This window comes from Erythrobacter sp. SCSIO 43205 (genome assembly GCF_019904235.1).
Classification (GTDB): domain Bacteria; phylum Pseudomonadota; class Alphaproteobacteria; order Sphingomonadales; family Sphingomonadaceae; genus Erythrobacter.
Map to the genome: position 1 here is coordinate 1,116,231 of NZ_CP063202.1, position 11,943 is coordinate 1,128,173.

The 11,943-nt window shown below is 57.7% G+C and carries 10 protein-coding genes; 7 read left to right on the plus strand and 3 right to left on the minus strand.

The features are described 5' to 3' along the window. Positions 1-168: 168 nt before the first annotated feature. From INR77_RS05235 to INR77_RS05265, 7 genes are all read left to right on the plus strand, one after another. Complete coding sequence (locus INR77_RS05235) at positions 169-543, plus strand: hypothetical protein (RefSeq protein ID WP_223072892.1); 375 nt, start codon at positions 169-171, stop codon at positions 541-543. Continuing rightward, on the plus strand, positions 540-794 hold the full coding sequence (locus tag INR77_RS05240) for a hypothetical protein (protein ID WP_223072893.1): 255 nt from the start codon (positions 540-542) through the stop codon (positions 792-794). Before INR77_RS05235 ends, INR77_RS05240 begins: the two co-directional genes overlap by 4 nt. Next, positions 791-2,287: an Asp-tRNA(Asn)/Glu-tRNA(Gln) amidotransferase subunit GatB gene (gene gatB / locus INR77_RS05245; protein ID WP_223072894.1), complete on the plus strand. Its 1,497-nt coding sequence runs from the start codon at positions 791-793 to the stop codon at positions 2,285-2,287. Before INR77_RS05240 ends, gatB begins: the two co-directional genes overlap by 4 nt. Continuing rightward, complete coding sequence (locus INR77_RS05250; protein WP_223072895.1) at positions 2,287-3,288, plus strand: esterase-like activity of phytase family protein; 1,002 nt, start codon at positions 2,287-2,289, stop codon at positions 3,286-3,288. The genes gatB and INR77_RS05250 overlap by 1 nt, the downstream gene beginning before the upstream one ends. A 114-nt stretch (positions 3,289-3,402) precedes the next feature. Beyond that, entirely contained in the window at positions 3,403-4,200 is a 798-nt protein-coding gene (locus tag INR77_RS05255) for a hypothetical protein (RefSeq protein ID WP_223072896.1), read from the plus strand. A 50-nt stretch (positions 4,201-4,250) separates the two neighbouring features. Beyond that, a complete protein-coding gene (locus tag INR77_RS05260) occupies positions 4,251-5,516 on the plus strand; it encodes a M48 family metallopeptidase (protein WP_223072897.1) in 1,266 nt (421 codons plus the stop codon). Continuing rightward, positions 5,516-6,112, plus strand: a complete 597-nt coding sequence (locus tag INR77_RS05265; RefSeq protein WP_223072898.1) for a hypothetical protein — start codon at positions 5,516-5,518, stop codon at positions 6,110-6,112. Before INR77_RS05260 ends, INR77_RS05265 begins: the two co-directional genes overlap by 1 nt. Positions 6,113-6,194: 82 nt before the next feature. Here INR77_RS05265 and INR77_RS05270 read toward each other — a convergent pair whose 3' ends face one another. The 3 genes from INR77_RS05270 to INR77_RS05280 form a co-directional block, all read right to left on the minus strand. Next, positions 6,195-6,494, minus strand: coding sequence for a hypothetical protein (locus tag INR77_RS05270; protein WP_223072899.1), 300 nt, complete (start codon positions 6,492-6,494; stop codon positions 6,195-6,197). A gap of 194 nt (positions 6,495-6,688) precedes the next feature. Beyond that, positions 6,689-9,544: a pitrilysin family protein gene (locus INR77_RS05275; RefSeq protein ID WP_223072900.1), complete on the minus strand. Its 2,856-nt coding sequence runs from the start codon at positions 9,542-9,544 to the stop codon at positions 6,689-6,691. 87 nt (positions 9,545-9,631) lie between these two features. After that, complete coding sequence (locus INR77_RS05280) at positions 9,632-11,872, minus strand: acylase (RefSeq protein WP_223072901.1); 2,241 nt, start codon at positions 11,870-11,872, stop codon at positions 9,632-9,634. Positions 11,873-11,943 lie beyond the last annotated feature (71 nt).

The following is an 11,943-nucleotide window of genomic DNA, read 5'->3' on the forward strand; positions in this document are numbered from 1 at the left end:
ACACGTCAGCCTTCGTCTTCATCGCTGGGGTAATCATCGCTCTGCCCATATTCGCAAATCTTGTGGGTAAGGTCTTTGGAGCTTCGGACCCCCTGTTTGAAGGATTCTGGCCTAAAGCGGGCGCTCGCAAAACGGACGCGAAGCCCAGTCCCGCGCAGGAGGGTGTCGATGACCCCATTTGAAATCGCTCTTATCGCAATCCTAGCGCTGGGCTTTGTGATCCCGGCATGGGTTTTCGCTTTCGCCTTCCGCGACCGGGCGAGGGCTGTGCGCACTGAGGAGCCCAACAAGCGCTTCTTCGCCTACGCCGCGCTGCTTCAGGGGCTCCACAACCAGCTCGACCCCAAGACGCAGACCGTGCGCAATGGTCCGCTGTTTGCCGCGACCGTGCGTGAGCTTGCGAATTATCCCGAATACCGCAGCTTCAGCGTGCTATTCCTCGAAGAAATCAACATCACAGGTACGCGCAAATTCGACAATGTCGTGCGCGCCGAATTGAAGGCGGTGGAGGCGAAGCTGCTGGAGGCGAAAGAGCCTGCATGAGCTTTACCGCGACCTTCGTGATGATCTTCCTCATCGCCTTTGCCGTGATCGGCGGGGTGGTGATGTTCCTTTCCAAGACCATCGACCATGGCGAAGCGCGCTTTGGCCCCGATGGGAAGGCCATTGAGGATAAGCTAGAGGGTAAGCAACCCAACCCCGTCATCCCGGCGAAGGCCGGGATCCAGAGTGACACAGAGCGAGACCCGGAACTGGATTCCGGCCTTCGCCGGAATGACGAGTTAGAGATATGAGTACATACCGCATCCAGGGCGCAACCGGCGAATGGGAGGTCGTGATCGGCCTTGAAGTCCACGCGCAGGTGACCTCCAACGCCAAGCTTTTTTCCGGTGCCTCCACCGCCTTTGGCGCAGAGCCCAATAGCCAGGTGAGCCTCGTCGATGCGGCGATGCCCGGAATGCTGCCTGTGCCCAATAGAGAGTGCATCCGCCAAGCGGTGCGCACTGGCATGGCGATCGAGGCTGAGATCAACAAATACTCGCGCTTCGACCGCAAGAACTACTTCTACGCTGACTTGCCGCAAGGTTATCAGATTAGCCAGCTTTACCACCCCATCGTGGGTGAGGGGCAGCTCCTGATCGAGGCCGATGAGAAGCACGGCATCCCCGAAGACAAGGTGATCGGGATCGAGCGTATCCACGTCGAGCAGGATGCGGGCAAGCTGATGCACGATCAGCACCCGACCATGTCCTATGTCGACCTCAATCGCTCAGGTGTTGCCCTGATGGAGATCGTCTCGCGGCCCGATATGCGCTCGCCCGCCGAGGCTGGGGCCTATGTCCGCAAACTGCGTTCGATCCTGCGGTATGTCGGCTCATGCGATGGCAATATGGAAGAAGGCTCGATGCGCGCGGATGTCAATGTCTCGGTGCGCAAACCCGGCGAAGAGTTCGGCACCCGCACCGAAACGAAGAACGTGAACTCGGTCCGCTTCGTCATGCAGGTGATTGAATATGAAGCGAACCGTCAGGTCGATGTGCTCGAAAGCGGCGGCACGGTCGATCAGGAAACGCGCCTGTTCGATGTCGCAACCGGCACCACGCGCACCATGCGCTCAAAAGAAGACGCGCATGATTACCGCTACTTCCCCGACCCCGATCTGCTGCCGCTGGTGCTTGAGGATGATTTCCTCGAAGAGTGCCGCGCGAGCCTGCCGGAATTGCCCGATGCCAAGCGCGTGCGCTATGAAACCGAGCTTGGCCTCACGCCCTACAATGCGCGCGAGTTGACCCACGAGGTTGAGACATTCGCGCGATTTGAAAACTTGCTTGAGGCAACCACCAAGGCCACCGGCAAAAGCGATGCTGAGGTCGCCACGCAGGTTGCCAACTGGGCGCTTTCGGTGGCTCCCGGTGTGATCAAGTCCATCGGTGAGGAGGCCAATGTCGCCAACGCCACCGCAGAGCGTCAGGCGGCCATCCTCGCGATGCAGGACAAGTCGGAAATCAGCGGTTCACAGGCCAAGGAAATCTTCGAAATCGTCCTGAAAGAAGGTCGAGAGCCCGATGAAATCGCTGACACTGAAGGCCTAAAGCAAGTGTCAGACACCGGCGCGATTGAGGCGGCGATCGACGACATCCTTGCCAACAATCAGGATAAGGTCGAGCAGTACAAAGGCGGTAAAGACAAGCTCTTCGGCTTCTTTGTGGGCCAGACCATGAAAGCGATGCAGGGCAAGGCGAACCCGCAAGTGGTGAATCAGATCCTGAAGGATAAACTTGCCTGATGAGGGTGATGCGGATCGCTCTATGGGGTCCGTTCTTTGTCGCAGCGCTTCTGGTGGGCGCCTACATCTACCTCCACGATCCCTTCGCGCGCGACGGGACTGAGCTCATACAGGTGCCGCTGTCTGAGGAAGACCCGTCGCTCGATAGGGTGGGGGATCTTAAGTACCTCGGCGGCCTCGACATCCCGCGCATGGATAGCAACATCGGCGGCCTTTCCGGGCTTCGCTGGGATGCCGAAAACGGGCGGTTGATTGCGCTTACCGACGACGCGCGCAGGATTGAAATCACGCCAGCTGAAGAGAGCGGTACACTCACTGGGCTTGAGAAAGTTGCCAGCGGGATGCTGTTTGATCGCGATGGTGAGTGGCTGACGGGTAAGGCGCGCGGCGACAGCGAAAGCCTTACGCGCAGGGCCGATGGCGGTTGGTTTGTCAGCTTTGAACGCGATCACCGGATATGGACCTATCCAAGCCATTTCCTGAACAGGCCTGAGCCCACCGGGATTGACCCGGCCGCGATTTTGGGGCCACTCGAAGATAACGCTGGCATTGAAGCGATGGCTGGTGATGAACGCGATCTCGTGATGTGCGCCGAGCGAGCTGCAACAATCGAGGAGCCCAATTGTGTTCGCTTGGTACAAGGGAAAGAACCTCAACCCTTTGGCGTTTCGCCCCCGGCGCAAATTGCCCGCCGAGGCGCTGTACCCACGGATGCTGATGTCTCATCTGATGGAACGTTGTTCATCCTCTTCCGCAGCTACTCCCCCGCGCAAGGCAACACCGCTGCCGTGGTCGCCTACGCGCCCGATGGCACGCGCCGCGAAATCGCGACCTTCCTGCCCCCGCTGACCCTCGACAATTTCGAAGGCCTTGCGGTGCGCGAAGAGGGGGAGGGCGAACAGGCGCGAACCTTCCTCTACATCGTCAGCGACGACAATTTTTCAGGCTCGCAAGCCACGCTTTTGATGAAGTTTGAACTGATAAAGCCGGGTCAGCCCTAAGAAATTCGACCGTTCCCAAGTCTCCAATCTCCAAACTGTTAGAAAACTAACAAAACCTGTTGTGATCGGAAGAAAGCCGATTAAGGTCGCAGCCATAACGGAGGGGACGCATCTATGAAAAAACCACCTTTTAAGAAGGGGCTACTTGCCCTTGTGAGCGCTAGCGCGGTTGCCTTGTCGACGCCGGCTGCGGCGGATGACATTACGCGGGCAGACTTCACATTCCCGGACGATGGCACGATGAAAATCGTCGTATTTCGCCCGGATGTGTCTGTTGGCTCCCAGAAGGTGAGCGGGCTGGTAGAGCCCAATGCCGAGTGGACCGAAACCGCGCGCGCCAACATTCAAGCAAAGATGGTCGAGCGCGCCTCTGCGCTTAACGCTGACCTCACCTTCATCGATGAACTCGAAGGCGAGGACGCGGAACTGCTCACCGAATACCGGGGCCTTTTTGAAGCGGTGTCGAGCTCTATCTTTACTCACGTGACCGTCGGCGACAAGCTTGCGACGAAAACCGAGCGTGTGCCCGTCACCCGCAATGGCCGGACCAGAAACCGCGAAGTGCAGAAGCTCGATTGGACACTTGGCCCGGGCACGGCTCAGTTGAAGGAAGCAACTGGCGCTGATTATGCCATGTTTGTCTTTTCCAACGATGCCTATGGCGACAGCGGGCGGAAAGCCGCGCAGGTTGCCGGGATGCTCGGCTGTATTATTGGCGTTTGCGTGACAATCGCTTCGGGTGTTCATGTGGGCTATGCCGGGCTTGTTGAGCTTGAGACGGGCAATATCGTGTGGTTCAACACCGACCTTTCGATCGGCGGCGACCCGCGCGAGGTTGACGGCGCAGAAAAGCGTGTTCGTCAATTAATGGAAGGTTTCCCGCTTCGCGACGGGTTTGCTGAGGTCGATTGAGTGCTTTGGCCCTCAGCCTGAATAGCAACAAGTCAATGCGTCCCAATTCCATGCGACTTAATCACGCCTTATCGCCGCTAGCGCTTGGCGCTGCGCTTGCGTTTGCAGGTCACGCTTTTTCATCACCGGTGTTGGCGCAAGATACCGAGCGTGATCAGGCGGTGTCTGGCGAAGCTGCGGTGGCAAATATTGGTGGTAGCCTGAATGCAGGGGCGACCCTTGCCACACCCCAAGCCACCTTGCCTGCGTTTGAGCCTCAAGACGATCTTGAGCGCAGTTTGTGGCAGCGCATGGATGAGTATGAGCGCGAGCTGAAAAAATCCAATCAGGTGATTGATGATCCAGAGCTCAATCAATACGTGCGCGACGTATTGTGTCGCACGGTTGGACCCGAATGCGCTCACGTTCGCCTCTACATCCTGCGTTCACCGCAATTCAATGCGACGATGGCTCCCAACGGTGTGATGACCGTTTGGTCGGGCCTGATGCTGCGCGCTCAGAACGAGGCGCAATTGGCAACGGTTCTGGGGCACGAATTTTCACACTTCAAACGCCGCCATTCGGTGCAATTGTTTGTCGAAGCAAAGAACAAGAGCAGCACTGCGGCCTGGCTTGCGCTGACGGGTGTGGGCTTGCTCTTTGCAATCGGCGTTGAGGCATCGATCTACCAATTCTCGCGCGAGATGGAGGAGGAGGCCGATCTCGACGGGCTCTATTACATCAGGAATGCAGGATATGATCCACGGCAATCCCCGCTGATATGGGAACAGATTCTGAGCGAGGATGACGCAACGCGCGAGGCGCGCGGGCGCAAGAAAAAACGGCGTTCGACCAGAGCCACCATGGGCGCAACTCACCCCAAAAGTCAGGCGCGGGTCAACTATCTCAACGAAGCCATTGCTGAACTGGGCACCGAACTACCAGACCATACGGGGGCGGCAGAATACCGCAAAGCGATGGCTGAGTGGTGGCCCAGGTTTCTCGACGACCAATTGAAACGCAACGATCACGGAGGCAGCGAATTCCTGATCGAGCGTATGGGCGCGACCAATGGCTGGACCCCGTGGCTGACGTATGCCCGCGCAGAGCTTCATCGCAAGCGTGGCGAGGCGGGCGATTTTGAACAGGCCGTCACCTATTACACCGACGCGATTGAGCGCGGCGGTGAGCTACCGGAAATCTGGCGCGGGCGGGGCTACGCTTTGCGTAAATTGGATCGTAACCAAGAGGCTAGGGACGATTTTCGCGAATACCTAACCCGCGTCCCCGATGCACCTGATCGTGGGATGATATTGATGTTAGCAGGAGGGAATTGATGAAAAAACCAGTGGTCGCACTACTGGCAGCAATGCTGGTGGTTATGCCGAGTTCGCCAGCTTTGGCGGGCTGGAAACTGATCGAACAGACTGAAGCCGTGACGGTTGCAAAAAGCAATCTGGAGGTCACTCCACCATCGAATTGGAACCGTTGGACCAGCCGCCCTGTCAAAGAAAGTGAGACATGGACCAAGGACGGGGTGAACCTGAACGAGCTGTACTTCATCGGGGGACTGCCAGCGGGTAAGACGCTTTATAAGGACAGCCAGAAGAAAGATCGTCCTCTGCCCCAGTTGTCGAAGGATCTCGACCTCACTGAGATTCCAGAGTTTTATGAAAGCTCAACCCGGCTTGTCTTGAACACTTCGGTGTTTGAGATGACTTCGGTCGAGCCGGGCAAGCTTGCAGGCTACGATGCGGTGAAGTTTGAGTTTCAGTATTCGGTCGAGGGCAGCCCGCTTTTACGCAAAGGTTTGGGTGTTGGTACAATGGTTGGCGGGGAGCTCTTCCTCGTCGCGTTTACCGCGCCATCGACCTATTTCTTTGAGCGTGATCGTGCAGAAGTGGAAGCGATCATGGCGAGCGCAACGCTTTAAAAGGCACTTAGCCGGACAAACAAAAGCCCGCCGGAGCAATCTCGCTCCGGCGGGTTTTTTGTGCCGTTTGTGGCCGCTACGCTTAAACGCGCACGCCTGACAGTGGCATTGCGCCAAATGCGCCAGCGTTCACAGTGCCGGTGATCGCATCGCCGTCCACGGTTGCTTCGCAATCGAGTGTCATGGGCATTGGCACGGTCATGTTCATCGACCATTTGACGGTGTTGCCATCAACGGTGCCGTTATCGATGTCCATTGAGCCAAGGCCGCCTGACATCTGGCCTTTGAAGGTGCCATCGCCATTGTCTTCGATGGTGAGTTTGCCGGACTGGTCGCCCATCGGGCTTTTCACTGTGGTGTCGAAAGTACCTGAAACAGACATGATCGTCTCTCCTGTTATACGCCCGTGGGTCGTTATTCAAATCGTCGGCCAAGACCGTCCCGGCCATTTGGCTTGGGTCCAAGTTGTACACGTCAATTCGCCGCTTTCAACCGCAATCCTGCGCGCGGTTGAAAGCGAACGCGCGCCCTCAAGGCCTGCCGTTACGGCGACGTAACGTCACGTGAACGCGAGGCTTATTCGGAAAGGTCGGCCCCTTCCATTTCGCGCGTTTCAATCGGCAGGCCGAGCTCTTCCAATTGCGGCGTTACCTGCTCAGCATCGCCCACAACGACCCAAACGAAGTCCTCAATTTTGAGCGCGGCCCTTGCGGCTGCATCAAGGCTCTCAGTGGTCTGCGCCTCGTATTTGGCGACCAGCTCTTCATAATAGTTATCTGGCCGATCAAAAAGCGCGAGTTGCTGCATCGCGCCCAATACTGAGCGCGACGTTTCAAACTGGCCGGGAAGAAGGCCGATTTCATTGGCGACATTGCGTTTCAGTTCTTCGTCCGTGACGCCATTAGTGGTCAAAAACTCGCTCGTCTCGCGGATCATTTCAGCGACCGCAGGGCCGGTCTTGTCCGCCTGCACTCCGCCGCCGATGGCGTAAACAACCGCGTTCTCGCGCGCCGAGGGGCCGCCGCGCACGCCATAGCTCCACCCCTTTGTCTCGCGCAGGTTCATATTGAGCCGTGCAAGGAAATTGCCGCCAAGTGAATTGTTGGCGTTTTCAAAATCGACGAAGGCCGGATCGCTTGCATCAAGCGGGGTCACTTGCGCGCCGTAGATGAAGCTTTGCGGCGAATTGGGGCGGTTGATGAGGACGATGCGCCCGCCATCTCTTTCGGTTGGCAGGGTGCTGAAGTCCTTCACGCCCTTGGCGCTTTCTGGCGCTTGCCAATCGCCAAAGGCTGCGTTGAGCTCAGCGACGATGGTTTCCAAAGGCAGGCTGGAGACGACGAACACTTCGCCATTGTCCGGCCTGATCCAGCGGTCCTTGAACCCGGTCAGATCCGCGCGTGTTATCGCCTCGACGCTTTCGATGGTTTCAACGCCGCCGTAAGGCGAGGTTTCGCCGAACAGCTCAATCCCGGCGGCGCGCTGTGCGATCCCTCCGGGCGAGCGCATTTGCTGGCGAATGCTGGTGGTGGTCTGCGCCTTGACGCGGGCAATATCGCCATCATTGAACGCAGGGTTCTTGATGATGTCAGCAAGAAGATCGAGCGAGGGCGCAAGATTGTCAGACAGGGCCGAAAGCGTGAAGCTTGATCGGTCCGATCCGCCGCCAACCGATATGGAGAGGCCAAGCCGCTCGCTTTCTTCGGCGATTTGCTGCGCGGTGAGCGTCTCAGTGCCTTGGTCAAACAGGTTCAATGCCAGCCCTTCGAGCCCACGCATATCCGCAGGGTCCGATGCGCTGCCAGCGTTGAACGACATGGTTACATAGGTCGCAGGGACTGCATCACGCTTGGCGTAGGTGACCTGCATCCCGTTGGCGAGCGTGGCGCGTTCGAAGTCAGGGAAATCGAGCGTCGGCACCGAGGTAATTTCGGGCGCCGGACGTTCGAGCGATACGGTGATCTCTTCGCTCGCCCGGTCACGCTCGGTCGACGCGCCGCCGCCGGTGACGCTTGATGCCTCCTGATAATCTGCATCGCGTTCGCCCGGTTCAAGGATGAGAGTGAAGGCAGGCTTGGTCATCCATTCCTGCATCGCGGCTGTGATCGTCTCAGGGGTGATTGATGCCAGCACTTCCAATTGATTGACCGCAAAGCCGGGGTCGCCTGCAAGCACTTCGCCGCGCGCAAGAGCCACCGCCTTGCCGCCAAAACCGCCGACTTGCTCAAGCCCACGGATGGTTTCAGCAAGCTCGCTGGTGGCGGCACGTTGGACCTCTGCTTGCGTTGGACCGGTTTCCACGAACCAGTCGACAAGCTGTTTAAGCCGTGCTTCGAGAACAAGCGGGTCCACCCCGTCCTTCAGCGTTGCGCTTACATTGATAAGGCCCACGCGCTGGAAGTCATAATTGCCAGCAGACACGCTCACCGCAAGCTCTTCATCGCGCACGAGGATCTGATCGAGGCGGCTTGAGAGAAGCCCGCCTAGGATCTGCGTGCCCATGTTGAGCGCGGCGAGATCTTCAGAGGTGATGCCGGGGGCTGGCCAATACATACTGATCGAGGTCGCTGCGACCTGGTCACGCATAACGGTGCGCACGGGCTCTTCGAGTGTGGGGACATCGGCGGCGGCGGGCGTATTTACAGGGCCGCGATCAATCGGACCGAAGTATTTCTCCACCAGAGGGCGCGCTTCGTCTGCCGAAATATCGCCGGCAAGGACGAGGGTGGCATTATTGGGGCCGTATTTGTCGCGGAACCATGCCTTCACATCATCGAGAGTGGCCGCCTCGATGTCTTCCATCGAGCCGATGACTGAGTGTTGGTAGGGGTGGCCATCGGGAAAGATGGTTTCGAGAATTTTGTAGAAGACAAGCCCGCCGGGACGGTTGTCGCCCTGACGTTTTTCATTCTGGACAACGCCGATCTGGTTATCGAGCTTGCCTTGCGTGACCGCTCCCAAAAGATAGCCCATGCGGTCGCTTTCGAGCCACAGCGCGCGCTCCAAGGCAGGGCGAGGGACGGTCTGGAAATAGTTGGTACGGTCGAAATTGGTGGTGCCGTTGTAATCGGTCGCGCCCATTTCCTGAAGGTACTGGAAATAATCATTAGGCGCGTTTTCCGATCCGTTGAACATCAAGTGTTCAAACAGGTGAGCAAAGCCGGTGAGGCCTTTGGGCTCGTCCTTGGAGCCGACATTGTACCACACGGCGACGCCCACAATCGGGGCCTTGCGGTCTTCGTGAACGATGACGGTAAGGCCGTTGTCGAGCTGGAATTCTTCGTATGGGATCTGCACCTGCGCAACCAAAGCTTCAAGGTCGCCGGGGCTTTCAGCCGCTTCAACATGATCGTCAGCGATGGCTGGCGTTACAGGGGCGGCGATTGCGATGGAAAGCGCTGCAAGGCTGGTTGCAGTTTGACGCAGTTTCATAGGTTCAAATCCCTTTCGAGGGTAGAGAGTTGCGGCAGCGAGATGGGGCCAGTCGTCTGAACCGTGGCCAAATGGCTTTTGGTCCGTTTAACCCCGCTTATTGGTTACGACTTTTGAACTCGCCGCGTGTTCCCGAACGTCGTCCTCATAAAAACGCACAGGCTTCAATTTGTGATCGACATACAGCTGCATTTGATCGGTGTAATGCGGGCTCTCGGGCCGTGTGGTCGCAGCGCCGAAGGGCTGGATTGAGCGCGACACCACCTTGCCACCGTCCGCTGGCCATTCGACCCATTGGATAAAGCTGTCGCCGTGCACGAGGCTAAGCCGTCCATCTTCGTCTTCGCGCCAGGTTGTCGAGGCGCGCAAAGTGTCAGAGCCACCGTCAAGAGGCAGGTCCACATCCCCTTGGCGAAGGCGCAGCAATTGCGACATCGCCGGGTCGAGCCGGCCAAAGTGCTCCATCAGATGATCGACCGCTTCTTGAAGATGCTCTTCGATGTCGGGAACGGGCGTATTGTTGTATTCTGCGCCCATGTAGGACCGGATCATCAGAAGCGCGAGCGCATCGGCCGGGCCTTGGTTATCGGCAGTGAAATCCCACCCAAGCAGAAGCTCGCGCGCCTCGGCCAGCTTGCCGTTCGCGTCCTCGTCAATTTGCAGGGCTTCCAACGCGGTGAACATCGTATCGACATAATCGCGACGTTCGTAAGCGGTGTCGTATTTGATCCGCTCCAGCGTTTCGCGATCAAGACGGGTCGCCTCGCTCATCAAGCGGAAAGCACGGTGGGAGCGATTGGTTTGCTTCCTCTCAATGCCAAGCACGGGCGAGAAATCTTCCGGGCTCAAATCGCTGCCTTCGCCAGCGGCGGTGAAGGGTTCGTTGTTCGAATTATAGAGCCAGCCTGAAGCAGGATTGATGAGTTTGGGGATGCGATCAAAGGCAACCGTCCCCTCCCAGATGAGATCGGAGCGTGAACCATCGAGGATGCCCCGCCAATTGGCCTCAACATCCTCCGGCCTGTTGGGGATGCTTGCGTTGTAAACATAGGCGATATTGCCCTGCTTATCGGCGTAAATGAAGTTTGTGGAAGGGATTGCCATGCGTGCAATCTGCTCCTGCCATTCTTCGAGAGTGGTGGTCTTGTTAAGACGGTAATAGGCATCCAATTGCTCAGCCTTCTCCATGCCGCCGTAACGGATCGCGAAAAAGCCATCATCGTTCTTGATAACGGGCCCGTGATGGGGGCTGCGGTAAACCGTCTGCGTGATCGGCAGGGTTATCGGGCCCATCTTGACAGGCAGGATCACATCCTTGGCTTCGAGCGGATGCCACTTATCATCGAGTTTGTAACTGTCGCCCGCTTCATTCATTTCAAGACGATAGACATCGGCCATATCGGGACGATTGACCGTATTGGTCCAGCCAAGATGTTTGTTATGGCCAAGGAAAGGGAAGGGGGAGCCTGGGAAGTTTGCGCCGGTAAAGTGCCACCCTTCGCCCGACTGCACGCCAAGTTCATACCATGCGACGCCGCCGCGAAGGGGTTGATGCGAATTGGAAATCAGAGTCGTGGGCCCACCCGTTTTGTCAGGTGCCACCGCCCATGCGTTTGAGCCCAGGTGGTCGCCAGCGTCTCCCAATGGAAGAACAAGGTTGGGATGCGCATTGGCCGCCACATCCTGTCCCGCCAATTCCTTGCGCAATTGTTCGGCAGGCGAATTGTCGCGCGGGAAACCGGGGATGTCGGGGCCGAATTCTTTGCGCAAGGGTTCGCCCGCGACCAGAGGGCCGATGACATTGCCAAGGCCATAGAAAAACGGCTGGCGAAGGACGAAGCCTGCGGCAATGTCCTCTCCATTGACCGGGAATAAATTGGCGAGCTTAAGTTCCTGCGGGTTCGCTTGCGCATAATGGTTGAGCCCGCTTGCATAAGCATCAAACAATGCGCGCGTGTCAGCGGGAAGCTTTGGATATTCGCGTGTTGCCGTCTCGCGCGCGCCGATCAGGTGATAGACATAATCAACCTGCGCACCCTCTTGCCCGGCAATCGCGCCATAACGCCCCTTTGCCATGGCAACGACATCCTGCAGCGTGAAGAAATCATCCTCAGCATGGGCAATCGCGACCCCGAAAGCGACATCGGCATCAGTTTCGCCATAGATCATCGGCACGCCGTATTCGCTCCGCACGATTTCAGCGGAATATTCGCGGTATTCAGGTGGCTCGCTCTTGAGCGCTGTGAATGGCTCCCAACTGGCCAGAAAGACAAAAGTCACCAGTAACAGGCCAACTAGACCCAACGCACCGCGCTTAATCCAAATCATTTCTCTCGCTCTTTGACCTCTCAATTTGATTTGGGACAATTGCTGGCCCGTGTCGTTTGGTCAAGGATAGT

What these genes read in the sequence shown, in the direction of transcription:
- INR77_RS05265 (WP_223072898.1), top strand. Translation starts at nt 5,516, where the DNA reads ATGAAAAAACCAGTGGTCGCACTACTGGCAGCAATGCTGGTGGTTATG.
- INR77_RS05260 (WP_223072897.1), top strand. Translation starts at nt 4,251, where the DNA reads ATGCGACTTAATCACGCCTTATCGCCGCTAGCGCTTGGCGCTGCGCTT.
- INR77_RS05275 (WP_223072900.1), bottom strand. Translation starts at nt 9,544, where the DNA reads ATGAAACTGCGTCAAACTGCAACCAGCCTTGCAGCGCTTTCCATCGCA.
- INR77_RS05240 (WP_223072893.1), top strand. Translation starts at nt 540, where the DNA reads ATGAGCTTTACCGCGACCTTCGTGATGATCTTCCTCATCGCCTTTGCC.
- INR77_RS05270 (WP_223072899.1), bottom strand. Translation starts at nt 6,494, where the DNA reads ATGTCTGTTTCAGGTACTTTCGACACCACAGTGAAAAGCCCGATGGGC.
- INR77_RS05250 (WP_223072895.1), top strand. Translation starts at nt 2,287, where the DNA reads ATGAGGGTGATGCGGATCGCTCTATGGGGTCCGTTCTTTGTCGCAGCG.
- gatB (WP_223072894.1), top strand. Translation starts at nt 791, where the DNA reads ATGAGTACATACCGCATCCAGGGCGCAACCGGCGAATGGGAGGTCGTG.
- INR77_RS05235 (WP_223072892.1), top strand. Translation starts at nt 169, where the DNA reads ATGACCCCATTTGAAATCGCTCTTATCGCAATCCTAGCGCTGGGCTTT.
- INR77_RS05280 (WP_223072901.1), bottom strand. Translation starts at nt 11,872, where the DNA reads ATGATTTGGATTAAGCGCGGTGCGTTGGGTCTAGTTGGCCTGTTACTG.
- INR77_RS05255 (WP_223072896.1), top strand. Translation starts at nt 3,403, where the DNA reads ATGAAAAAACCACCTTTTAAGAAGGGGCTACTTGCCCTTGTGAGCGCT.